This window comes from Pedobacter alluvionis (genome assembly GCF_003664035.1).
In the GTDB taxonomy this organism is placed as follows: Bacteria; Bacteroidota; Bacteroidia; order Sphingobacteriales; family Sphingobacteriaceae; genus Pedobacter; species Pedobacter alluvionis.
In genome coordinates this window covers 21,772-45,719 of the sequence record NZ_RCCK01000010.1, presented here as the reverse complement: position 1 = coordinate 45,719, position 23,948 = coordinate 21,772, and the positions used below count along the sequence as shown (strand labels likewise).

The window sequence follows — 23,948 nt, the reverse complement described above, 5'->3', positions numbered from 1 at the left end:
TCATGAAGTCTAAATTCTATTTATTACTATTCTCAGGTCTACTATTCTCAACTTTCTTGCAAGCGCAGGATGGCAGTTCAGACGAGCTGTTTACCCAAGCCAGGGCAGCAGCCTTCAAATCAAAAGACTATACTAAAGCCATAGCACTCAGCAAAAAGGCCTTAGCCAAAAGTCCGGACTATGCTGATATCAGGATTTTTTTAGGCAGGGTTTACACCTGGAGCAAGCAGCCTGATAGTGCCAGGCAAGCTTTTGCCATGGTTTTAGCAAAACAACCCGACAATAAAGACGCGCATCTTGCTAATGCTACCCTCGAATTTTGGGAAGACAATAATGAAAAGGCCCTGCTCAACGTGAATAAAGGTCTTACTTTCCATCCTGCTGACGATGAGCTTCTGCTGTTAAAAGCTAAAATACTGAACAGCTTAAAAAAATGGACCGAAGCGAATGCAACTATTGAAGAGGTACTAAAACGATCGCCTAACCTTACTGAGGCACGTACACTTGCAGCAAGAGTAAGGGAAAATTCTTCCAAAAACAAAATAGGACTCAATTACGACTTTGTATACTTCGATAAACAATTCGATGATCCCTGGCACATTGTGAGTATAGACTATAGCAGGCAAACCAAATTGGGCTCGGTTACCGGAAGAGTAAACTATGCGAATCGTTTTAACCGCAACGGCCTTCAGTTCGAGGTAGATGCATATCCTCGTATATCAGATACCTTTCAGGCTTACATCAGTGGCGGTTACTCTAACGACATAGGGGTATTTCCTCATTACCGTGCAGGCTTTTCATTGTATGCAAACCTACCGGCAAGCTTTGAAGCTGAAGCTGGATTTCGCTATTTAACGTTTGGCGAATCAACCTGGAGTTATACTGCATCTATAGGGAAATACTATAAAAACTTTTGGTTTAATTTCAGGACTTTTTTAACCCCTTCCAACGATCAGGTCTCTCAGTCTTTCGCCTTAACCACCCGATATTATTTCGGTGGTGCTGATGATTATTTTAGCCTTCGGCTGGGCACTGGTTTATCACCAGATGACCCCCAAAATAATATTTTAATCGGAAACACAGCTTACAAGCTTCGTTCAAATAATATTACGCTTGGTTACCGGAAAGCGTTTAAATCGCTTAATATCTTCATCGTTAACCTCGGGTTGGAGAACCAGGAATACAGACTTAACACCAAAGGTAACCAACTTGATCTGGGGATTGGCTACATAAGACGTTTCTAATGACAAAAAAGATAAAGAAACCATGGATTGCCCTTGCTGTTGTTGCCGGCATTCCGTTAACAATGTGGCTCTGCTGGTATTTAAAGCCCAAAACTAAAATGGTTGCTGCAATAATCGATAAAACAGTTTTAACACCAGCCGGCCAGGAACATATCTCTTTCTTATGGGTGCTAAATCATCAGAAACTAACGAAAACAGCAAGCAAGTTTTATAAAATAGATCATGATTATTTTGGTTTCTTCCCTTTGGAGAAAGAAAAATTCCGTCTGAAAGGACTGGAGCGGTTTAATAATGATCAATTACAGCAATTAAGTGAGGACATCAACCTGGTTTATTTTACTGATACCTATGGGATTTATCGAAACGAATGGTATACCCAAAAGAATAATAATGAACGTTCGGGGATGGTTTATGGCGGGATGAGCAGCCAGGATATTGAGTTACTAAAGCAGATGAAGCAAAAAAGAAAACTCATTATTACAGAATTTAATAGCATTGGAAGTCCAACAAGCAAAGAAACCAGAAAGCAGTTCGAGAATATGTTCGCAATGCATTGGACCGGCTGGACAGGCCGTTATTTTGAAAACCTTGATACAGCAAAAAATAAAGAACTTCCAAAGTGGCTCATTAATAATTACAAACGGGCAAACAACAACAACTGGCCATTTAAAAAATCGGGCATTGCTTTGGTTAGCGATCAGGATAGGGTCATCATTCTGGAGGATGGCCGCGACTTAAAAAACCCAATGCCGCATATTATCAGTGGTGAATACGGACAAAAAGTACTGGGGTTGCCTGAAGAGATTAAATATGCATTCTGGTTTGACGTCATTCAGCCGGACAAAGCAATCAATACCCAGGTTGCCAGCTTCCGAATGGATGTTAACTCAAGAGGGCAGGCGCTGTTGAAAGCAAATGGCCTTACCGCTGTTTTTCCTGCAGTATTAATGCACAAAAATACCGATTATCGCTTCTATTACTTCTCCGGAGATTTCTGCGACAATCCAGTAAGCTTGTCTTCCTCTTATTTCGGAGGAATTGGTGCCTTCAAATGGTTATTCTACGACAGCAGTAACCCGATGGAACGATCCAGCTTCTTTTGGAATTTTTATCGCCCAATGATGACCACTATCCTTGATCAGGAACGCGGGTACAACAACAAATAGCTATTTCTTTACCGGGCTGTATTTCTGAATGATAGATGGTGGCAGCACGCTGGTCTTTGAACCCAAACCCGCATTTTTTCGCTTGAAATTTTCGAATGCATTTTTTATGCGTTCGTAATTCACGTCATCTCTTACTAACTCCTCTTGCATATTTTCACCTATTTGATAAAGCGATGTGCCATTGAGGTGATATGAATCCTGGATAAAATCAATCGTCTCGGTTTTGGTTTGTATAAGCGGGTAACTGTGAACATTCCTGAATGAGCGGGCAGTATCAAGCCCCGACCCGATCCAGCTTGCAGTGCCCGGTAAGTCTATACCATAGCCTGACTGAAGATACGCAAGCAAGCTTGGGGTTACATCAAAATGTGTAGATATGGATGCGAACTGTGCACTACGCTTTAACAGTGGCGAATAAATAATCAAAGGCACATGATAGCGGTCTATCTTGTTACTCATTGGGATTTCAGGCATACGATGATCTCCCGTAATTACAAAAATGGTATTGCTGTAGTCCTCCCGTTTCTTATAATTGTTAAAAAAGCTCTTCAAAGCATCATCCGTATATAAAATAGTACCGTATTGGTGTTTGTAATTACGATAATTATCTTTCTTAGTTTCGTCGAATCCCAAATCAACCATGCGCTGTTCAAACCTCAAATTGTATTTTTCCTGTTCATTAATCAGGAAAGGATTGTGTGTTGATACTGTTAAAATTACGTTCAACTCCGCAGATTTATCGGCTTTTGAAGGTCTGTTTGCCAGATAATATTGAAATAGTTCCTGATCTCCATATCCCCATGAAAATCCATTTTCTGCCGGCAGTTTAGAGTAACCTGCCGGAAAGGACTTAATGTCTCTGATTTCATCAACATGGTTCTTTTGAAGAAACAGACTCATATTATCAAAGGTTGCGTCACCTCCGTAATAGAATGAAGTTTTATATCCATTAAACTTCAGTAAACTGAATAAAGATAGATGATCTGGCATTTGCCGCCCAAGATCAAGAAAACCATTTTTACCGAAAGGTAAAGATCCCATTAAAGATGGGAGGACTGCAAACGTGCGACCACCAGCACTTAAAAAATTTTTCCAGTAAAGACTTTTATTGGCTAATGAATCGATAAAGGGAGTGAAATTTCCCAGATAGGCACCTTCGTTGGTAAACGCCCGGCCCAGGCCCTCAACGACAATGATTACAACATTCGGTTTACTTTTCGCTTTGTTGAAAAATGGTGTTAACACATCAGGATCATTCGCTTTCCTGTAAAAGGGGTATTCCGATCCACCCAGATAACTGAAAGTACTGTGTGCAATACTACCATTACCATAATCCCCAATATAGGCATCGGCATAAATATCCACATCCTCATCCCCGGGATAAAAATGAAGATAAGAACTTTTAAAAAAGTAATCGGCCTTGTTTAGCGCGAGGTTATTGATGAAAAGGTCTTCAAAGTTTTTTTTGAAAAGATGTTCCTCACCATTGGTCATCAGATAAAAAACGGACAGTGCAGGCAAAGACCAGGCCAACCATAACGGAGCCTTGATACGCTTGGGCAATCGCTTAAGTGTAACTACCAGAAGCACAATCATCCCTAAAAAACTTAAAATTAAAGGAAGTTTTATCGTACCGGAAGCGCCAACTGTTTGCCTGATATCAGCAAAAGAATAGCCATAAAAATCGGCTCCCAAAGGCACCAGGGCCGTAGAGAAATACTGGCAGAGAAGCAATTGAATGAAGATGATAATGGCAACAAATACTTTAAAGCTAATTGTCGCCAGTTTGGGACGAACAAAAAATAGCGGCACAAATACAATCAGTTCAAAGATTAACCATTTAAGCCAGAAGCTTAGATCTACCAACCATGACCATAACATAAAGCTAAATAGCTTAGCCGGGAATTGATGAATTAATCCATTAACCAGAACTTCCAGCGCTCTGATCACAATTAAAGCAATAAGCCAAACGAGGGCAATTTGCAGGAAAACGATGGTTGCTGATTTAAAACGCCTGATCATTGTTGAACTTTTTCTTTTGTAAATCCCTGCCTGGTCATTTCTCCCCAGGAATTCTTTTTCCGCAATAGGTCTATATTACCCTTTACAGCAGACCATACTATAAATGGATGGAAAATCAACGGCTCCAGAAAAGCGGTAAGAATTAATGCCATCAGGTTTTTATTCGTTTTGTATTGGTTGTAAGTGAGCACCTCCATTAATATTGCAAAAACTGAATACAAAAATCCGAAACTGAATATGAAAAGCAATAAGCTGAAAAAAAATGACCACTGAATCACCCCCAGGCAGGCAAAAACAATAAAGGCGATAATTCCGAAAAACTCCACTAATGGGGCCAAAAATTCAAAGAAAAACCAATATGGATAGCTAATCATACCTAAAAAGCCATATTTCGGATTTAAAAACATGACTTTATGCAACTTCAGAGTCTCTATGGTACCGCGGGTCCAGCGATTTCGCTGTCGCCCCAATATTTTAAAGGTCGATGGTGCCTCTGTCCAGCATAGCGGATCGGGGATAAAGCTCACTTTGTGTGCAATCCCTTTTTCTTGCATATATCGTCTCATCCTTACCACCAATTCCATATCCTCACCTACTGTTTTATGATTATATCCTCCGCACTTGATCACGATTTCTTTATCAAATGCGCCAAAAGCGCCAGATATGAGCAGCAAACCATTTAAGCGGCCCCAGGCCATCCTACCCAGCAAAAAGGCCCGGATATATTCAAGCGTCTGTACACGGGGCAGAAACTGTCTGGGAAGCTGAACTTTGAGCAAACGCCCACTTTCAACAATACAACTATTGGCAATACGAACTACCCCACCCGTTGCAATAACCCGTTTTTTCGTGTTTTCTAAAAAAGGTTTTGCCAATTTGAGAATAGCATCCTGCTCTAAAATACAATCAACATCGATGCAAACAATATAGCTGTTGCTCGAAACGTTTATACCAACGTTTAAGGCGTCTGCCTTTCCACCGTTTTGCTTATCAACAACGATTAGCTTTTTATAAACTTCCTTTCTGCTTCTGTAAACACCATTTACTTCTTTGGTTTCAATCTGGCTGTTGACAAAAAAATCAGCTTTATAAAGATCATAAACCTCAATCAGCTTTGATAATGAATCGTCTTTACTTCCATCATTAATAATAATTACTTCAAGGTTAGTGTAATTAATGGATAACAAAGAACGAACATTCTCAATAATGTTTGCCCCCTCATTATAGGCTGGTGCTAGTATACTGACACTTGGAGCCTGCGTAGAGCCGGCAAGCAACCCATAATCTGTATAACTATTTTTACGCAGGTAATTACGAATTTCGCCAATCGAAAGCGTAGCGAAAAAAAAGTAGCAGGATAAAAGTAACACAGAATAGGTTAACAACCCATAAGTAAAAAAATCTATTAAAAACGATTGCCAGCTCACCATTTCATTTCGTTTTTTAGTTGAGGAATCATATCTGTTAGCGGGTAAGTTTTCGATCGGGGATCACTCATCAGGCATTCCAGGCCAGTAGCACTTCCATTTACAATGGCGCGTGCAACCGCAAATTTCATTTGGGCCTTCCCGGCATCCAGGTAACTAAACAGTGCAGAAACATTTTGCACATCTCCAATCACAGCTATTGCATCCATGATAGCAATTTGATTTTCATAAGTTTCTCCATCGAACCTGGCCAACAGTACTTCGGAAGTGTTTTCTACGTATATATCGGTTAGTGTTGAGATTGCCTGCTTACGTACATTAGGCTCGCTGTGATCAAGGCAACTCACAATATTTTCATAAAGCTCGTAACGACGATAATTTCGGGCTAGTTTAAGTGCAAAAATAATAACACTCGAATTCCCAGAGCTTAGCCATTTGTCAATCCCGGTCAACTCCGCCTGGGGTACTGTCGATAATTCTTTTAAAAGCTTAATCTGCTGCCAATCGGTGATCTGGTAGGAGGTGACATCAAGAAAACGAAGCCCCTCGACCCCAAGAAGGTTCAATATGGCAATTTGTGCCTCAATACGAACCAGGGCATTTTTACGATTGGTATAACGGTATATTCTGGGAAGATGCTCTTTGAGGCCCATCGTTCCAAGCTGCTGAATGGCATAAGCCTTCAGATGCCATTTATGGCTTCTAAGTAATCGGAGTGCTTTTTTATCCAAACCAAGCTGAATGTATAAATGACGGAGATTGTCTCCATACTGCCCCGATACATTACGTTTTGCTGCGATAATTTTTTTTATAAACCGATTATAGAATCTCCTGTTTTTTAAGTTAGCCTGGAACCGTTGGGTTACTGGAATTAAGGCCGGGTGCCCGGTATTGCCTTCATGAAAAAATATAGCTTTACGAAGTAACATATCTATCATTCTATCCCACTTCCCATATTCTCTTCTCCAGATTTTTCTAATAAATAAATAAAAAGAAAGAAATATGATCAGGCAGATCGCCAGAGCAAAGAAAAACAATAGAAGTACTCTAAGATAAATCATCTCTGATTAATAACTGCAAACCGCTTTATCCGCACAGAAAGTTCACTAGGGCTAAAGGGCTTTGTTAAATAGTCGTCCGCACCTAAACGAAAAGCTTCAAGTACCATATCCTCGTGTCCCATTCCAGAAAGGATTATTATTGGGGTCTGACGATTTTCTTTAACTGCTGCTACGATTTCCAGTCCCGAAAGATAAGGCATCATTACATCAGAAATAATCAGTTCAGGCTCATAATCACCTACTTTCTGTAATGCATCTCTTCCGTCACGCGCCAGAATAACCTCATGTCCGTCTTTTTTTAAACGAAATTCAATTGTCCTAAGCATTAACTCATCGTCTTCTGCAACTAATACCCTCATATTAAAATCATTAAATTACTCTTGCTAAGTTAATACATTTAGATGTATAATTTAAACAGCTACAAACGCAATAAGTAATCGTTATCAAAGAAATATACCGTGTCCAAACACTGAATAAATAGCACCGGATTGGCACTTAAAGGCAGAAAGTGCGTAGAAACCACTTTCCATGCAGGGCGGCGAAGGTCTATAATTTCAGAGAATGAAACCCAGGGACTTTTAGCGTACAACTACAGGTTTTAAGCTACAACTAAAAAGCATGAATATTGATGAATATTGTGGATGAAAATTTACAGTTATCTACCTGTTTGTTGATCATCTTACCTATAACAGACATTCATCATGGCGTGCCATTCTGAGAAAGCAATTGTATTTTTAAGTAAAGCTATAGTACCCTAAAAGAATAATTCAGATTAAAATGATTATTTTATTTAAAATCACCTAACGCTCCCGAAAATCACCAGGTGTACACTTATATTTATCGCGAAAGCTTTTAGTAAAATTGGCCATGATGGTGGCTTGACCTACTTAGCTAAGTAATGTCTTATCCAATGGTGCTCTGCAATAAAATATCCGGAGGGTGTTCGTTTGTTTTTTTTCATAGCCCAAAAAGCTCATCAAATGATGGGCTTTTTGGGTAATATCTATCTATAATTAGTTTGACTGTAATAATAGCGCCAATAATTTGTGTAAATTCCTTATAGTAAATATTTTAATCGTTAAAGTTTAAATGCTACTCCCACGTTAAGCAATCCCAGGCTCTGGTAGCCGAGTTCTGTAAAAAGAGCTGTATGGTTAGAAAGGTAATACTTACCGCCCGCAAACAAACCAAAGCCAATGCCGCTGCCTGTAGCACCATTAAAACCCTCGCTGTCACTTACACTGGCAATAACATAGCCCAGACTCGCCCCGCCATACACATCAAATTTAGGTGCAAGCTCAAGCAATTCGTTAAAATGGTAGGAACCTCTGGCGCCAATATAAAACGCATTCTGTTTAAAGCTATAGTTTGCGCCTGCCGTATTTAAATCATATTTCGAACTGGCATAAGCCAATTGTCCACCCACGCTAATTTCGTCGGTAATACCTTTTTCGAAAGAAACACTGGGATTTACCGGCAGAGATGCAGCGTAACCTGAACCAAAAAACGGACTGCCAATACCGATACCAACATTCAGCAATTGATCGCCTTTTCCGTAGGCCCTAATCGAAGTCGTATTTTTTACAGAAACCTTGCGTTCCCGTTCAACTTTAGTTTTGGGCAATACTTTGCCTTTTGATGCAGACTGGGCCATTGCAACAACGCCGGCAGCCATAAAGACAGCCAGCACAAATAATTGTTTTTTCATGTAGATAAGATTAAACTTGATTAAAGAATGAAATTCTTCTTTTGGACAGCCTCATAAAGCCTCCTAAAAGGTTAGGCAAAGATAAAATCCTTGCAGACAGCAATCTATACCGGTTTTTAGGTATTTTTGAAGCATTTGGAATTAAATTACTCCGTAATACCGCCCATTTTCAGACATTTTTACAGGGGCTGAAGACAATTTTAGACTGATGCAGAAGATTCGCAGTTTCAGATCAATTAACCGATTTTTAATTAATAATAAAATTAATCGTTACTGATTAAAAACTCATTGAAAGATGGGCTTTTATGTTAATGTCTATCTATAATCAATTTGACTTTAGTCTTAGCGTCTCGCTAAGACTAAATGGGCTATATCGCTGTCACTTTATTAGGTAAAAGGTGTCTAACCCTCCCTTTTAAGCAGTTAGTTTGACTTGTTTTCCTGTTTTTACAGCCTCGTAGATGGCATCAATAATTTTAAGATCTTTCAAACCTTCCACACCGTTTACAGGAACTACCGGCTTTTTATCTTCAAGGTTTAGCCTGGGGTAAGAAGAAAATGAATTGCTTGCAGAATGTTTCAAGGAAGGCATCAAGATTAGCCAACTCGCCAAACTGCATTCCCGTACTTATGGAGCAATCAAAGCCAGGCTAATCAAATTTGGACTACTCCAAAAATAATAAAGCCCAACATTGCTGCCGGGCTTTGACCATGTTGTATATTAAGGTCGTAGCGAGACGCTAAGACCAGAAAAGATGTCCGTCCCTATCATAGATCATTTAGATCGGGCTGGCCAATATCCAATGCCCGCGCCTTAAAACATAAGGCTTTGATTTTCAATAAATTTGTTTATATTTGGAATAATTAAAATAAAATATAATGCAACAAGGAACAGTAAAATTTTTCAATGAGACAAAAGGTTTTGGATTTATCGTACCAGCTAATGGCGATGCAGAGCTTTTTGTACATGTATCTGGCTTAATAGACAACATTCGCGAGAATGATTCTGTAAGCTATGATGTAGAAGAGGGCAGAAAAGGCCTGAACGCAATCAACGTTAAGATAGGATAAGATAATAACCTTCATACATTGTTAAGAACATCCGTCCAAAAGACGGATGTTTTTTTATTTTAAAACCCTGAATTAATTTTGCATTTAATGCTGCCATTAATCCAGTATCACTTTTAGCTGATCGGCAAACTAAAACAAAAACTAGAGCCTTTACCAATTTCACTTTCTACCCAGATCTTTCCTTTGTGTAACTTTATGATCTCGGCAGACAGATAGAGACCAAGACCAAATCCAGAAATTTTCCTGGTCTGTATATCATCTGCACGGTAGTACCTTTCAAAGAGTTTCTCCTGATCCGCTTCTTTGATACCAATACCCTGATCTTTTACGGTTACAATCAATATAGTTTCAGAAACTGTTAAAGAAATTTTAATATCTGTTCCAGAGGGAGCATATTTTGCAGCATTACTGATCAGGTTGTTTATGACCTGTCCGATCTTATCCCTGTCTGCAGTTATAGAGCAGTCTTGATGAGATGTAAACTTAATTTTGTGCTTAAGCACAATAATTCTGGCATCCTCAATTGTTTCCAGAAGCAGTTTGCCCATCTCAAATGTCTCTGGATTTAAATAAATCTTACCCGCTTCAAAACTTGAGGTATTCAAAAAACCGTTTACCAGCACTGACATCTTCTTAACCTGTTGTCCAACTTTTTGAAGTGAGCTGATCAGGAACTCATCACCACAGTCTTTTGTCCTTGATCCCATAAGCTGGATATAGCCATGCAGCGTAGTGAGCGGTGTTCTCAGCTCATGGCTGGCCATAGCAATAAAATCATTTTTTCTGATCTCATCTTCCTTATGGATCGTCACATCGTTCAGCAGACCGGCAAAATAAACAGGTTTATCTTCATCATTGTAAACAACGTTACCGATAGACCTTACCCAACGGGATTTATCGTCCGACGGAATGTTTAGTAGATATTCAATATCCATTTTTTCACCCTTGCTGATACTGTTTTCAATACCATTTGCAAACGTTTCCCGGTACTCTTTTCCTATTCTCGCAAGTGCGTCACTATATAACATTTCCTGTTCAGCAGAGTAGCCAAAAAAAGCCTTCATTCTCACGGAGGGGATAAAAGCTCTGGTATTTACATCAATGGAATACATGCCCATCTCGGCCGCATCCAACGCCATTGCGAGTGTTCTGTTACTCACGTCAAGCTCACGTTGAACTTTTTTCAGTTCGGTCACATCATTAAAGGTTACAATTGCACCATTGTTTTTATGGTCTGATTGCTGTATATACGGCATTGTCATTACCTGGTACCATTTACCGTTATTGGTTTCGATTTCCTTAGTGATGACATCCCCATGCTCCAATACCTTTTTAATATCTTCAATGATAGTTTCGAATTTAATATTGGTGGTGATATTGCTCAAGGGCCTGCCGATATCGGTTTCGAGGAGGTTGATCTGTTTTACCGTACCAGGTGAAAACTTCATCAGTAACAGCTCCTCATTGATGAAGATCTGTCCGTTCACATTGCTCCTAAAATAGTTATTCAGATCATCATTTATATCCAGAAGCTCTCTATTTTTAAGCTGGTATTCAGAATTTATGGTGTCAAGTTCTTCATTTACCGACTGCATTTCCTCATTGGTACTTTGCATCTCCTCATTGGCCGAGATCATTTCCTCATTAAATGATTGCATGTTCTCGTTTGACGCATCCAGCTGCTCATATGTGGCTTTAAGCTCTTCCTTTAAGTCTCTGAGTTCTTCCTGGAGATTTTTTATATACTCGTCATGATAAACTTTTTCATTAAAGTCTGTTGCCTCCTGTTCGGATACTACAGATGACTTATCTTCAACAAATGTGACCATAATCAGTTTCGGATCAGTTGCTTTCCCTTCAATGGGCATCAGGGTCAGATTGATCCGCATAGTGGAATTTTCCTGATTTACCTGGATCCCGTTTAGCGTAGCTTTTGTTCCGCTTTTTATCACATTATTGTGCATAGTATGAAATACCATGGCCAGTTTCTGAGGCAACAGTTTTTCAAGATTGGTTGTGAGGTGCTTTGAAACCAGAAACTTATTGGTGTTCCCGTAAGACCTGATGACATTTTTGTGATCGTCTATACAGAGGGCAAGATAGTCTAGATTTTCAGCTAGCATGCCCTGCATTTTTTCTGATAACAGGGTATTTACATCATTATAAATCCCTTCGCCTGGATCGGAAGGCGGTCGGTGTTTAACCGCTAAGGCATCGGGCATAGAGAAAGTATCAAAGCTGAGAGCCCGCTTAGGTTTTATGTTCCGGTATATCTTGTACTGCTTGTTAACTACTTTAAGATTCTCGATAATCGGCATTGGGTTCTCACTGGAGCCGAGAAAAAGAAAACCGTCCATTTTAAGTCCGAAAAGGAGCATGGAAAACACTTTTCGCTGTAGTATGGGCGCCATGTAAATCAGTACATTTCGGCAGCTGACAAAATGCATGTTGCAATACGGTGGGTTTTTAACCAGATCGTGCTGGGCAAAGATGGCCATCTTACGCAGTACAGGCTTTATGCGGTACCCGTCCCCATCCTTTATAAAATATTGTTCCAGCCTGTTTTTGCTTACATTCTTTACCGTGTCTGCCTGATAAATTCCTTTACCCGCATGAAGTAGAGCGGCACTATCTATATCGGTTGCAAATATCTTAACTATGGTGAGGGCGTAATCTCCGGTAAGGTGTTCTGCAATAAGCATGGCTAGAGAATAAACTTCCTCTCCTGTTGCGCATCCTGCCACCCAGAGTTTGAGCTCTTCATTAGGGGCCAGCTTCTTCAATAGGCCAGGGATTACATTGTTCTGTATGTAATCAAAGGCTTCCTTGTCCCTGAAAAAAGCAGTTACACTGATGAGAAAATCCTTTGAGAGTGCTTCAATCTCTTCTGGTGAACTTTTAAGAAATTCATAATAGTCGGAAAGGGTAGCAAGATCATGATAGGCTGCCCGGCGTTTGGTTCTTCTTAAGATGGTAGTTGGCTTATAATCAGAAAAATCCAGTGGCGAACGCTGCCTGATCAGATCAACGATCATGGCCAATTTCTTGTCATCATCTATGGTTTCTTTTTTTATCTCTCCTGCGTAATTCACATAGTCTTCAATAGCACCCGGCATGGCAGCAGGCTCCAGGATAAAGTCGACCATTCCTGTAGCAATGGCTTTGGAAGGCATACTTGGAAAAGCTGAAGTTTCAGGATTTCTGGCGATTACCATTCCACCGGCCTTTTTTATTGCAATAAGCCCCTCCGCTCCATCACTTCCCAAACCTGAGAGTACTACTACAATCGCCTTATTGCCATAGTCTGAGGCCAGCGAATTAAAAAATGTGTTGATCGTCAGGTGTGGGCTTTTTGTTTTTTCCTTCTCACGCAGATAGAGGTTTCCCTTTTTTACGGTCATAAATTTATCGTGAGGAATGAGGTAAACACGGTTGGTTTCCACTAGTATCCCTTCCGTTGCCTCCTCTACTGAAAGTTTGCTGTGTTTCGCAACTACTTCTGCCATCCGGCTCTTGAAATCTGCAGAAAGATGCTGAACCACAATATAAGATACGCCATCCAAAGGTGTATGATCAAAAAATGTGTTGATTTCTTCAAGTCCACCCGCAGATGCGCCAATGGCAATTATATATTCAGGGTCTTTCAATTTCATTCTCGGTATTATGTAAGGCAATCCAAATCGTATCGATTGGTCAAAACAGTACGGTATGTACTGTCAAAAAGAGGGGTAATAAGAAAAATATGTGATTAAAGATAGGTATTTAATACCTGGCAGCGGATATTAATAATATTTCTTTTCCTGGTCATTTCAAATTAAAACCCTAAAAGTCATTGCACCATCAGGATCGTGAAATTTGCCCGGAATAAAAACAGGCCTATATTTATAAAGATTGTCTTTCTTACGGCCATGCAACCGGAAAATTGCTGATATTGAATAAACCTGATGTGAAATGATGCCCTCATCAAAATTTAATTGATGCGCTCTTGTTTTATCATAAACTTAATACCACATTAGGTTCATGTAGGAAGGCAACTATTTTTGGTCAAAAGAAGGCAAAATGTATTTAATCATGATGTCAAAAGGCAATTTTGACTTCGAAGAGTTATAGCTGTTTCCATTAAATGATACAACCAGGCCTAATTCTCTTACCACCATAATATACTGTCCTCCATTTCCCGAAGCAAAAACAATGTTGTATGCAAAATTTTCAGTTTTTACTTCTTCGTTATACCATGTATAAGCATAATAAGTTGGCTGTGGAATAGCTGCACTGTTTGTAGAAATCTTAACATTAGAAAAGTCCTCAATTTTATGACGTTTTTCCGTCATAACTTTTATCCATTTTTTAGATACTATTCTTTTACCATTGAAAACGCCATCGTTTAAGACTAATTGTCCTATTTTATTCAGGTCTCCGGAAGAAACGTAAAAGGAACCTGCTGTTGTTTCATGGCCCATAGAATCTTTGGTCCATCTATATTTCGTGATACCTAAGGGTTTGAAAACGTACATATCTGCAAAATCCGAAACAGTCATGTGTGAAGCATGAGCAATTATTCCACCTAAAAGCACTGCATTTATTGATGTATAATCCCACCGGGTCCCCGGTTTGTTTTTTAATGGCAGGTCGAGACAAAACTTTATCCAGTCCTGCTTAGTCTGCATATCATCTTCACAATCCTTGCTCCCATTCCATTCTTCGCAGTCAAAGCCAGATTTCATCTCAAGTAAATTCTCAATGGTCATACTGTCTTTCAGCGTATCCCAATTTCCATAAGGCCTATATTCAGAAAAAAAAGAATATACTTTTTCGTCGACATTTTTAATAAATCCCCTGTCAATAGCAATACCGACTAATATGCCCGCTACTGACTTAAAAGCAGAACGGGTATCATGAAGACTGTCTTTACCAAATCCATGAAAATAATTTTCATATATCCGTTTGCCATTTCTGGTTATCATCAGCCCCTCAAGGTTAGGATAAGCACCATTTTTTACTGCAATTGACAGATCTTCTAATTTATTTGTGGCGGTCTTTTGCCCAAATGCTGTAGAAAAAAATAGCATCAATAAAATCAGTGTAGTGAATTGGTTCATTATTCTAAAGTTTGTTTTTGTTAAAAATCTGACTACCTGTTCAGGGCTCTACATGTGTGACATTTAGGTATCAAAGCAGACAAGATGCCCCCTGTACTGAAAATAAAGCTATTGTAAATTCAATAACTTTAAGAATATAGATACAAAATCGGGGATTGTTATGTATAAACCCAAAACAATCCTATCAAATCTATGAAAAACAGATAAAACAAAAGACCACCCAGAGAATCTACCTGGGACGAATTTTGCTCCCGCCTGACCTTCAATATATGAACCTTGAAGCTTATTTCTTTATGAATTTGTTGGTCAAAGCGACCCATTAGTCCAATAAAACCACCTTAAAATTTCCCTTAGCTAAGCCGTTAGTTTGATCTTTTTTCCTGTTTTTACAGCCTCATAGATGGAATCAATAATTTTAAGATCTTTCAAACCTTCCTCACCATTTACAGGAACTACCGGCTTTTTATCTTCAAAAATAATAGTTGCCATTTCATCCATCTGAACCGTTTGATGCGTAGTTATGGGTTGCATGAGTTCACCCTTATGTGTTCTACCCTTGATCGGCCCATAACCGGTAGAAGGTTGCATTTCTGCGAAGCCCTTATCGCCGCTCATAAAAAATCTATCCAGGTGATTGATATTATAACTAGACAAGCATGAGGCTACTGCACCGCCCGGGAAACCCAATTGAAATTGTATGGTTTCATCTACACCTTCTTTAAACTTTACAGGGTCGGTTTTGGTTTCCTGAGCCGTCACCCAAATTGGTTCTTCGCCCACCATATACCTGGCTCCGTTAATGGCATAGATTCCAATATCCATCATTGATCCCCCGCCTGCAAGTGCTTTGTTTAATCGCCACTGCGTAGGGTCGCCTGCTTTAAAACCACATTGTCCCTGGAAAAACCTAATTTGACCGAAGTCGCCTGCATTTCTCATTCTGATCACCTCCAGTGTACGAGGTTCAAAATGTAACCTATAGCCAACCAGTAATTTTACATTTGCTTTTTTACAAGCATCAACCATCTCCTGTCCCTCTTTGGCATTCAATGCCATCGGCTTTTCGCATATAGCATGTTTGCCTGCTTTTGCAACGCGGATAACCTGACTATGGTGCAATGCATTTGGCGTAATCACATAAATCGCATCTATATCCGGATTGTTTTTGACCTGATCAAAGTTGTCATAGTTATAACAATTCTTTTCAGGGATGTTGTACTTAGTCTGCCATTCCTTAATTTTTGAAGGCGTACCACTAATTACACCTACCAGCTTCGCCTTGGTACAGGCCTTCAAAGCCTCCGCTACACGGGTGCCATATCCACCTAAACCCATGATGGCTACCCGGAGTACCCTACCCTCGTAAGGCTGTTCGATCTGATCGGTAGCATTCGCAAATGCTGATATAGACCCCAATTGCAGCATCAATGCTGATGCACCCATTTTTTGTAGAAAATCTCTTCTGGTATTCATATTTATCCTATAGCTATGTACCTATTCAGTAAAAATAGTAAACAATATGTGCGATTGCCCATTTTTTACCGCTTAATTAACTGATTTACTTTACGATACCTAACACCTGTTAGTTACGTTTAGTTTTCAAGATATGATTTTTGGCCCGGTCTGAACTAAAAAATTAATCATTAATTGCAAATAGCACGAGCAGGTATCATCGCAAACACCCCTAAATAGCCAATAGATTCAATTATTCCTGCCAAAGGATCACTAAACCCAGCTTAAACATTTAATGTCCTTCCTCTTCGGCATTCTTTACCTTGCTCAACAAATCATAAGCACCCTTAATCACCACCTTTGCATTATTAATTTGCCCGCCAAAAGAAACCTGGGTGTAACCATTCTCGGCAACACCTGTTTTTACTTCCATCATCCTATACCGGTAAATACTACTGTCCGTAGCAGCAGGCTGATTGATAAACACGATTTTTTTGCCTTCAAATTCCACAATTGCCGCATCGGGTAATGCTTCTACCTTGTTCATGCCACTTTCTACATAGGCCTTGAGATACATACCCGGAAGCAACTGAGTATCCTCCTTGTCCAGGTGGCAGTGAATTTGCACGGTACGCTCTTTACTGATTTCCCTGCCGATGAGGTAAACCGTAGCCATACGTTCCTTTTCCTCGTTGGCCAGTACAAAGCGGACTTTCTGCCCAAGCTTAAGCTTCGGTACATCTTTTTCAAATACCGTAAGCTCTGCATGCAGGTGCTCGGTATCGGCGATCTTGAACAGCACATCGGTTGTATTGGCAAAGGCGCCAATATTGGTATTAACCTGTGTAACGTAACCCGCCATTGGTGTATAGAGGTTAAAGGTTTTCTGGATCTGTCCTTTTTCCAGTGCCGGAAAACTGATATTCATAATGGAAAGTTTTGAACGCTGCCCCAGCAATCTTGCACTTACACTCTGGTATTCGCTCCTTGCCTTCTGCAATGCTTTTTTGGAATTTACATTTTCCTTTGCTAATTCTTCCTGGCGGTCGAGTTCCTGCTTTAAGAACTGTAGCTGGCTTTTATAATCCAGATAATCTTGTTGCATCTGAATGAATTCCGGATTCTGCATTACCGCTACGAGTTCCCCTTTGGCTACACGTTTTCCCTGCAACATATTGGTACTTTTTACAATCCCTTCAAGCGGTGTGGAAATAGATACCAGGCTCTGTGGTGGGAGGTCGAGCATCCCGTTTACTTTTGTTGTTCCGCTTAATTCCTTAAGCTCAATATCGCCCAGGGTAATTTCTGATAACTTGTGTTGCTCTGGAGTAAGCGTTACGATATCGCGCTCTTCATGAACAGCGTCCTTTTCGGGTTCCTTTTCTGCATTGGGGCTACTACAGCCAGCCAGATAAAATGGAAAAGATAGCAGGATAAAATATTTATATAAAGACCTCATGAGATTAATGCTTTAAAATGATTGTTTATTACCGGTTAAAAATTCAATCTGGTTGATGCTCTGGCTTAACTGGAGCAGGGCCATCAGACACCCTTCGTAAATACCGTTCGCCTGTTTAAGGTTCAGTAGATATTCCGAATAACCTATTTCTCCATTTTGATAGGCAATCCGGCTGTTTTTTAAGATCAACGCCGCATTGGCCAGGGCCGAAGTGATAAAATAATCGTAACGTTTCCTGTTTTTCAGGTATTCGCCCAGGGACTGCTGATACTGGCCTGTTAGTTTTCGCTGCTGGAATTCCAGATCGTTCGAGGCAATATCACGGTTAATTGATGCGGCCTTTGCCTTTGCTGAATAGGCCCTGTAAAATAAGGGAACGGAAAGTCCTACCTGGAAGCCCTGAAAACGTTTGTCGCGGCCAAAGAAAACATCACTGCCGTTAACGTTCTGAAAACCAGTTAGCGACTGGTTGAAGTAACCCAGTGTGAAATCGGGTAATGCTTTGGCAAGTTCTACCTTCCGCTGTTTTTCGGCAATCACGATCTGCTGCCTGAAATAGGCAATGGCTGGATTTTCATTTAGAAGCGCCGTATCTCCTATTGAAATCTCAGGGGTTTCCCTTAAAAACTTGTCGGCGATTAGGGGTAGCCCGTCTTTGCCAAGAAGCGTAGCAAGCTGCGTTTTATAAATTTCGATGTCAGACCTGTTTTGATCGAGCAGATTTTGCACATCCTTGAGCTGTGTCTCGGCGGCTACCTTTTCAAGCAGGTTGCTCTCGCCTGTTTTGTACTTTAGCGAAGCCGATTTTACAAAACCCTTATAGATGCTATCTTGCTCCAGCAACAGTTTCTCCTTCGAATAGAGATACTGAAGATTGGTGTAAACCGTCTTCACCTGAAAAATAAGCTCGTTTTTACTTGAAGCGACCTGAAGCTGGCCTGCTTTGATGCGTTCATTACCTAATGCCGCATTTGCGGCGAAAAGTGTTGGGAAGGGAATGCTTTGCGAAACGGTAAAGTTGTTGTCGTTTTTAACCAGACTATTGTATTGCCCGTAAAGCATAGAAACTTCAGTTTTGGGCATTTCGAAAGCGCTTTTCCTGAGCGCCTGTTGCAACCCTACACCAAGGTTAGCCCCGCTAATCGCCCTGTTGTTTTCCAGCGCCGAAGATACCGCCTGTTGAAGGGTCAATGGAGTCTGGGCTTTAGCAGGTTGAAGTCCAAACAATGTAACAAACACTACAATTATTCCCGCTACCGGAGCTATTTTTACTTTTTTTATACCCATTTTTTCTACCCAGATATAAAGCACAGGAAGCACCAAAAGGGTTAACAATGTTGCTGAGATTAGTCCGCCGATAACAACCGTTGCCAATGGGCGCTGCACTTCAGCACCACTTCCGCCCGAGATAGCCATTGGAAGAAAGCCCAGAGAGGCTACAAGGGCGGTCATAATAACCGGACGAAGCCTAACCGAAGTTCCTGTTCTGATAATTTCATGAATATCCTTCATTCCTTCTTTTTTTAACCTGTTAAATTCACTGATTAGTACGATACCATTTAATACCGCCACACCAAAAAGTGCAATAAAGCCGATACCAGCTGAGATGCTAAATGGCATGCCCCGTACCCATAGGGCCAATACGCCACCGATGGCCGATAGTGGAATTGCGGTAAAAATTAAAAGCGCATGTTTAACGGATGAAAACGTAAGATAAAGCAACAATAAAATGAGCAATAGTGCCAGTGGTACTGCAATACCCAATCTTTTAGTGGCAGCCTGCAGGTTCTCAAAAGTGCCGCCAAAAGTTGGATAATACCCTGGCGAAAACTTAACCTCTGCATCAATCTTCTGCTCGATTTCCTTTACAACACTTTCCACATCTCTTCCCCTCACATTAAAACCAACCGTAATTCGCCGCTTTGCATCATCCCGCTGAATCTGATTTGGGCCTTCCCTATATTGGATATCAGCCAGTTGCTCCAGGGGGATCTGGTTGCCATTGGGCGCTGTTACAAACAGATTCTTTACATCTTCCAGCGACTGCCTGTTTTCTTTTTCCAGGCGAACCACCATATCGAACCGTTTTTCTCCCTCAAACACAAGGCCCGCAGCCTCTCCGGCAAAGCCTGAGCGGATAGCCGTATTCACATCTTCGATGTTCAGGCCGAACTGTGCAATTTTTTCTCTATGAAATTTGATGATAACCTGTGGAAGTCCTGAAGCCTGTTCCACATAAACATCCTGGGCACCCTCGATTTTCCTGGCTATGGCACCGATCTTTGCGGCATAGGTACTTAATTTTGAAAAATCCTCTCCATAAACCTTGATGACAACATCCTGCCTCGCGCCCGTCATGAGTTCATTAAAACGCATTTGGATAGGCTGCTGGAAGCCGAAAGTAACCCCAGGAATATACTGCTCCAATTTGGCCTGCATCTTTCCGGCAAGCTCGTCTCTCGTAGAAGCATTTGTCCAGTCGCCTTTATCCTTTAAAATAATGATCAGGTCACAGGCTTCAACCGGCATGGGGTCAGTAGGAATTTCACTAGAGCCAATCTTTCCGATCACCTCCTTTACCTCCGGAAAATTTGCCTTTAATACCTTCGCAGCGCGTGTAGCTGCCTCAATCGTTTGAGAAAGACTGCTCCCGGTAAGCACCCTGGTTTCTACGGCAAAGTCACCCTCCTCAAGGGTGGGAATAAATTCTGCACCCAGGTAATTGAAAATAATAAGACAAACGGCAAATAATCCTATTGCAATGCCTACAACGGCCACCCTTGCCCGAAGTGCAAAATTGAGCATCGGGGTATACACGATTTGAAAAAAAGACATGATCCTGTCTGAGGTATTTCTTTTGGTGCTGATGGTTTTGTTCAGGAAAAGCGCGCTCATCATTGGCACATAAGTTAACGACAAGATAAAAGCGCCAAGGATAGCAAAAGCCACTGTTTGAGCCATTGGCCTGAACATCTTGCCTTCTATACCAACCAATGCCAGAATCGGCAGGTAAACAATAAGGATAATGATCTCACCGAAAGCAGCACTATTACGGATCTTCGAAGCAGATTCAAAAATCTCTACATCCATCTCCTGCTGGCTTAACCTGTTTTTGTTTTTTCGGATACTCAGATGGTGGAGAGATGCCTCTACTATAATTACCGCTCCATCTACAATTAGCCCAAAGTCTATAGCACCAAGGCTCATCAGGTTTCCGCTGACACCAAAAAGATTCATCAGGCATATAGCAAAAAGCATGGCAAGTGGAATAACAGAAGCCACAATTAATCCGGCACGGAAATTCCCCAAAAGCAGTACCAATACAAAAATTACAATCAATGCGCCTTCTGCCAGGTTTTTGGTCACCGTACCAATAGCGCTGTCGACCAGTTTTGTGCGGTCGAGAAATGGCTCGATAACCACGCCCTCCGGCAGATTCTTTGCAATCTGATCCATCCTGGTTTTTACGTTTGCGATAACCTTTGAAGAATTGGCACCCTTTAACATCATCACTACTGCCCCTACTACCTCACCCTGATCATTTCTAGTCATGGCACCGTACCTTGTGGCCGCACCGATCCTCACCTCAGCTACATTTCGGATCAGCACGGGAATGCTGTTTTCATTGGTCCTTACGACAATGTTCTCAATGTCTTCCATACTGTTGATCAATCCCTCGCTTCTGATAAAATAGGCATTGGGTTTCTTATCGATGTAAGATCCGCCAGTGTTCTGGTTATTTTTTTCGAGCGCCTTAAAAATCTCGCTGATGGATATATCCATACTCCTGAGCTTGTCGGGATTAAGGGCAATTTCATATTGCTTAAGGTACCCTCCAAAGCTGCTCACATCTGCTATGCCTTCTACGCCCAGGAGCTGGCGACGAACAATCCAGTCTTGAATGGTTCGAAGCTCGGTGGCATCATATTTTTTTTCATATCCTTTTTTGGGATGGATAACGTACTGATAAATCTCTCCCAATCCGGTTGTTAATGGCGCAACCTCGGGCGTGCCAATCCCCTTCGGAATGGCCCTTTCTACCTCGGCAAGCCTTTCACTTACCTGTTGGCGGGCCCAGTAAATCTCTACATTTTCCTTAAACACCACTGTCACAACTGAAAGGCCGAACCTGCTAAAGGAGCGGATTTCCTCTATTCCGGGAATAGTGGCCATGGTCTGTTCTACCGGGTAGGTTACAAAGCGTTCAATATCTTCCGCACCGTTGCTTGGCGAGGAAGTAATAATCTGTACCTGGTTATTGGTAATATCTGGAAGGGCATCTATGGGCAGTTGCCTAAGGGAGTATATACCCCAGGCAATCAACGCCAGTATCATAATTCCCACCAGCAGTTTCTGCCTGATGGAGAACTGTATTATTCTGTTCAGCATTGTCGTTTAAATCAAAAATCAATAAATAGCAGGCATCATTGCAATCATGGTGCAAAATATGCATGTAAAAAGCATGCTTTTTCATGGGCATTGCCATGAGATGAAAGATTGATTAAACGAGCTTAGGCGGTTGCCAAATATCTAGTGGTTGTTTTTTCAATGCTGAGCACTGGAAAACCGGGTATGGTTTCCGGAATGTCGGAACAATAAGGTTTGTTAACTTTTCGGATGGAAAGTGCTGACCAACAGAACAGCAGGCACAGCTACAGAATGGTGGACAAGATTCGCCATGCATATGCCCAGCTTTTGATTGATCGCTGTGCACAATGCTTTCGGTGTGAGACTTTGAAAACATATCTTCCTTGTCCTGGCAGGGCATTAGGCCAAGAAGGATCAGATAAAGAGAAAAAAGGAATACAAAGTTTTTCACCAAAGGCAAATGTAATGATTAAAGTTTTTAATTCATAAAGCCCGCTTTTATTAAATTCCTATTCTGTTTTGATGGTTAAAAACGTCTAGCTCTACCGGGCCTAATGCCTTACGTATCATTGTAGATGCAAAGTTATGGGGGGATAAAGAATGTTGGTTATTTTTATGGCTTGCTATTTTTACAAGCCCTTTAATAACGCAGGATTTTAAACGCAATCTCTGTTTTACCAATAGCATCTATTATTTATATTTGAGTATTAACCAGGGGATGAATACCCTTTAAAAAATGATCTAAATAAACCCAAAATGGAGCAAAAAACACTATCTGAATTAACCGATCAAGAACTCTTGCTAGAAGCAAAAAAAAGGAAATCAGCAGTTATAATAAATGCGGTATTAATAGGCTTTCTGGCTGGCATTATATTTTATAGCGTGATGAAAAACACTTTAGGCCTTTTGACGCTTATCCCTTTATTTTTCATCTATAAGCTTGCCAATAACTCGAAATATAACAGTCAGGAGATAGAAAATCTTTTAAAAGAAAGAGGTTTGAAATAAAGGATTGAGTAACCACAACTATCGTTAGTCCCATTAATAAATGGTACGCCAACTCAAAAACTATTCTTAAACCAATATTAAATAGATTTTTTTTAAAAAATATAATATATCATTTTTCGACTGACAAACTGTTGTCATAGGCCAGTTTTAGCTTTGTTCTATTAAATTAATATAACAAAATGTCAGCAACTATGATTACTAAAAGCGAATTACTACAACATTGGTTAGGCCACAGAAAACTAACCCGAAAAACCATCGAAAAATTTCCTGAGAAAGAACTATTCGAATTTTCGATCGGTGGAATGAGACCTTTTTCGGCATTAATTAAAGAGTTATTATCAATTGATGTTCCGGGTTTAAAAGAAATGGTTACCAGAGAAACAGCACCTTTTAGTCATGATCTTCCACTCAATACCAAGGAAGAGATCCTTAATAAATGGGATGAGGATACCCCCAAAATTGTAGCGTACTTTAACCAAATCTCTGAAGATCAGCTGCACGAAACAATTAAATTATTCGGGCAGTACGAGTTTACGATTATTAGCCACCTCTTGTATTTCATCGATAACGAAATACACCATCGTGGCCAGGGCTTTGTATATTTAAGGGCATTAGGCATTGAGCCTCCATTTTTCTGGGATCGATATTAGATAACAAATAAGACCGTATTATGAGTTGTACTTTACTTTGGTACTTATCACGTTGAAACGATTGCGAGAGATTTAAACGGTTCCTTTGATTGGCTACCACTGATTTAAGAGAAAAATCGTCATCTCGACCGAAGCAACGCGGAGCGGAGAGATCTTTGAAGCAAAAAAAATAAAAAGATTTCTCCACTACGGTCGAAATGACGATACTTTGAG

At 40.6% G+C, this 23,948-nt stretch carries 17 protein-coding genes; 6 read left to right on the top strand and 11 right to left on the bottom strand.

The window, feature by feature from the left end:
• The first annotated feature begins 2 nt into the window (after positions 1 to 2).
• Positions 3 to 1,244, top strand: coding sequence for a YaiO family outer membrane beta-barrel protein (locus BCL90_RS00450; RefSeq protein ID WP_121282004.1), 1,242 nt, complete (start codon positions 3 to 5; stop codon positions 1,242 to 1,244).
• Entirely contained in the window at positions 1,244 to 2,410 is a 1,167-nt protein-coding gene (locus tag BCL90_RS00445; protein ID WP_121282003.1) for a hypothetical protein, read from the top strand. The genes BCL90_RS00450 and BCL90_RS00445 overlap by 1 nt, the downstream gene beginning before the upstream one ends.
• On the opposite strand, the gene BCL90_RS00440 is transcribed toward BCL90_RS00445, so the two are convergent.
• The 6 genes from BCL90_RS00440 to BCL90_RS25495 all read right to left on the bottom strand — a co-directional run bounded on the left by BCL90_RS00440 (position 2,411) and on the right by BCL90_RS25495 (position 9,211).
• Positions 2,411 to 4,432, bottom strand: a complete 2,022-nt coding sequence (locus BCL90_RS00440; protein ID WP_121282002.1) for an LTA synthase family protein — start codon at positions 4,430 to 4,432, stop codon at positions 2,411 to 2,413.
• Positions 4,429 to 5,862, bottom strand: a complete 1,434-nt coding sequence (locus BCL90_RS00435; RefSeq protein WP_208529817.1) for a glycosyltransferase family 2 protein — start codon at positions 5,860 to 5,862, stop codon at positions 4,429 to 4,431. The genes BCL90_RS00440 and BCL90_RS00435 overlap by 4 nt, the downstream gene beginning before the upstream one ends.
• Complete coding sequence (locus BCL90_RS00430; protein WP_121282001.1) at positions 5,856 to 6,920, bottom strand: HEAT repeat domain-containing protein; 1,065 nt, start codon at positions 6,918 to 6,920, stop codon at positions 5,856 to 5,858. The genes BCL90_RS00435 and BCL90_RS00430 overlap by 7 nt, the downstream gene beginning before the upstream one ends.
• On the bottom strand, positions 6,917 to 7,279 hold the full coding sequence (locus tag BCL90_RS00425; RefSeq protein ID WP_121282000.1) for a response regulator transcription factor: 363 nt from the start codon (positions 7,277 to 7,279) through the stop codon (positions 6,917 to 6,919). The genes BCL90_RS00430 and BCL90_RS00425 overlap by 4 nt, the downstream gene beginning before the upstream one ends.
• A 719-nt stretch (positions 7,280 to 7,998) precedes the next feature.
• Positions 7,999 to 8,628 (bottom strand): outer membrane beta-barrel protein, encoded by a 630-nt coding sequence (locus BCL90_RS00420; RefSeq protein ID WP_121281999.1) that lies wholly within the window; start codon positions 8,626 to 8,628, stop codon positions 7,999 to 8,001.
• A gap of 415 nt (positions 8,629 to 9,043) precedes the next feature.
• Positions 9,044 to 9,211, bottom strand: coding sequence for a hypothetical protein (locus BCL90_RS25495; RefSeq protein WP_208529816.1), 168 nt, complete (start codon positions 9,209 to 9,211; stop codon positions 9,044 to 9,046).
• A gap of 296 nt (positions 9,212 to 9,507) precedes the next feature.
• Between BCL90_RS25495 and BCL90_RS00415 the strand changes: the two genes are divergently transcribed.
• Positions 9,508 to 9,699, top strand: coding sequence for a cold-shock protein (locus BCL90_RS00415; protein WP_121281998.1), 192 nt, complete (start codon positions 9,508 to 9,510; stop codon positions 9,697 to 9,699).
• A gap of 113 nt (positions 9,700 to 9,812) precedes the next feature.
• Here BCL90_RS00415 and BCL90_RS00410 read toward each other — a convergent pair whose 3' ends face one another.
• From BCL90_RS00410 to BCL90_RS00390, 5 genes are all read right to left on the bottom strand, one after another.
• The gene (locus tag BCL90_RS00410; protein ID WP_121281997.1) at positions 9,813 to 13,352 is read right to left on the bottom strand and encodes a chemotaxis protein CheB; all 3,540 of its coding nucleotides are present in this window, start codon (positions 13,350 to 13,352) and stop codon (positions 9,813 to 9,815) included.
• 381 nt (positions 13,353 to 13,733) lie between these two features.
• Positions 13,734 to 14,798 (bottom strand): serine hydrolase domain-containing protein, encoded by a 1,065-nt coding sequence (locus tag BCL90_RS00405; RefSeq protein ID WP_121281996.1) that lies wholly within the window; start codon positions 14,796 to 14,798, stop codon positions 13,734 to 13,736.
• A gap of 354 nt (positions 14,799 to 15,152) precedes the next feature.
• Complete coding sequence (locus BCL90_RS00400; RefSeq protein ID WP_121281995.1) at positions 15,153 to 16,271, bottom strand: Gfo/Idh/MocA family protein; 1,119 nt, start codon at positions 16,269 to 16,271, stop codon at positions 15,153 to 15,155.
• A gap of 271 nt (positions 16,272 to 16,542) precedes the next feature.
• On the bottom strand, positions 16,543 to 17,709 hold the full coding sequence (locus BCL90_RS00395; RefSeq protein ID WP_121281994.1) for an efflux RND transporter periplasmic adaptor subunit: 1,167 nt from the start codon (positions 17,707 to 17,709) through the stop codon (positions 16,543 to 16,545).
• Positions 17,710 to 17,721: 12 nt separating this feature from the next.
• Positions 17,722 to 22,098: a CusA/CzcA family heavy metal efflux RND transporter gene (locus BCL90_RS00390; RefSeq protein ID WP_121281993.1), complete on the bottom strand. Its 4,377-nt coding sequence runs from the start codon at positions 22,096 to 22,098 to the stop codon at positions 17,722 to 17,724.
• Between the two features lie 228 nt (positions 22,099 to 22,326).
• Here BCL90_RS00390 and BCL90_RS00385 point away from each other — a divergent pair, with 228 nt between their 5' ends.
• From BCL90_RS00385 to BCL90_RS00375, 3 genes are all read left to right on the top strand, one after another.
• On the top strand, positions 22,327 to 22,566 hold the full coding sequence (locus tag BCL90_RS00385) for a hypothetical protein (RefSeq protein WP_121281992.1): 240 nt from the start codon (positions 22,327 to 22,329) through the stop codon (positions 22,564 to 22,566).
• A gap of 267 nt (positions 22,567 to 22,833) precedes the next feature.
• A complete protein-coding gene (locus BCL90_RS00380) occupies positions 22,834 to 23,085 on the top strand; it encodes an FUSC family protein (protein WP_121281991.1) in 252 nt (83 codons plus the stop codon).
• Positions 23,086 to 23,276: 191 nt separating this feature from the next.
• A complete protein-coding gene (locus BCL90_RS00375; protein WP_244095021.1) occupies positions 23,277 to 23,735 on the top strand; it encodes a DinB family protein in 459 nt (152 codons plus the stop codon).
• Positions 23,736 to 23,948 lie beyond the last annotated feature (213 nt).

Excerpts from the sequence above, each read along its gene's own strand:
- BCL90_RS00415 (WP_121281998.1), top strand. The coding sequence starts at position 9,508 with ATGCAACAAGGAACAGTAAAATTTTTCAATGAGACAAAAGGTTTTGGA.
- BCL90_RS00385 (WP_121281992.1), top strand. The coding sequence starts at position 22,327 with ATGGAAAGTGCTGACCAACAGAACAGCAGGCACAGCTACAGAATGGTG.
- BCL90_RS00405 (WP_121281996.1), bottom strand. The coding sequence starts at position 14,798 with ATGAACCAATTCACTACACTGATTTTATTGATGCTATTTTTTTCTACA.
- BCL90_RS00450 (WP_121282004.1), top strand. The coding sequence starts at position 3 with ATGAAGTCTAAATTCTATTTATTACTATTCTCAGGTCTACTATTCTCA.
- BCL90_RS00440 (WP_121282002.1), bottom strand. The coding sequence starts at position 4,432 with ATGATCAGGCGTTTTAAATCAGCAACCATCGTTTTCCTGCAAATTGCC.
- BCL90_RS00430 (WP_121282001.1), bottom strand. The coding sequence starts at position 6,920 with ATGATTTATCTTAGAGTACTTCTATTGTTTTTCTTTGCTCTGGCGATC.
- BCL90_RS00375 (WP_244095021.1), top strand. The coding sequence starts at position 23,277 with ATGATTACTAAAAGCGAATTACTACAACATTGGTTAGGCCACAGAAAA.
- BCL90_RS00410 (WP_121281997.1), bottom strand. The coding sequence starts at position 13,352 with ATGAAATTGAAAGACCCTGAATATATAATTGCCATTGGCGCATCTGCG.
- BCL90_RS00380 (WP_121281991.1), top strand. The coding sequence starts at position 22,834 with ATGGAGCAAAAAACACTATCTGAATTAACCGATCAAGAACTCTTGCTA.
- BCL90_RS00435 (WP_208529817.1), bottom strand. The coding sequence starts at position 5,862 with ATGGTGAGCTGGCAATCGTTTTTAATAGATTTTTTTACTTATGGGTTG.
- BCL90_RS00390 (WP_121281993.1), bottom strand. The coding sequence starts at position 22,098 with ATGCTGAACAGAATAATACAGTTCTCCATCAGGCAGAAACTGCTGGTG.
- BCL90_RS00420 (WP_121281999.1), bottom strand. The coding sequence starts at position 8,628 with ATGAAAAAACAATTATTTGTGCTGGCTGTCTTTATGGCTGCCGGCGTT.
- BCL90_RS00395 (WP_121281994.1), bottom strand. The coding sequence starts at position 17,709 with ATGAGGTCTTTATATAAATATTTTATCCTGCTATCTTTTCCATTTTAT.
- BCL90_RS00445 (WP_121282003.1), top strand. The coding sequence starts at position 1,244 with ATGACAAAAAAGATAAAGAAACCATGGATTGCCCTTGCTGTTGTTGCC.
- BCL90_RS00425 (WP_121282000.1), bottom strand. The coding sequence starts at position 7,279 with ATGAGGGTATTAGTTGCAGAAGACGATGAGTTAATGCTTAGGACAATT.
- BCL90_RS00400 (WP_121281995.1), bottom strand. The coding sequence starts at position 16,271 with ATGAATACCAGAAGAGATTTTCTACAAAAAATGGGTGCATCAGCATTG.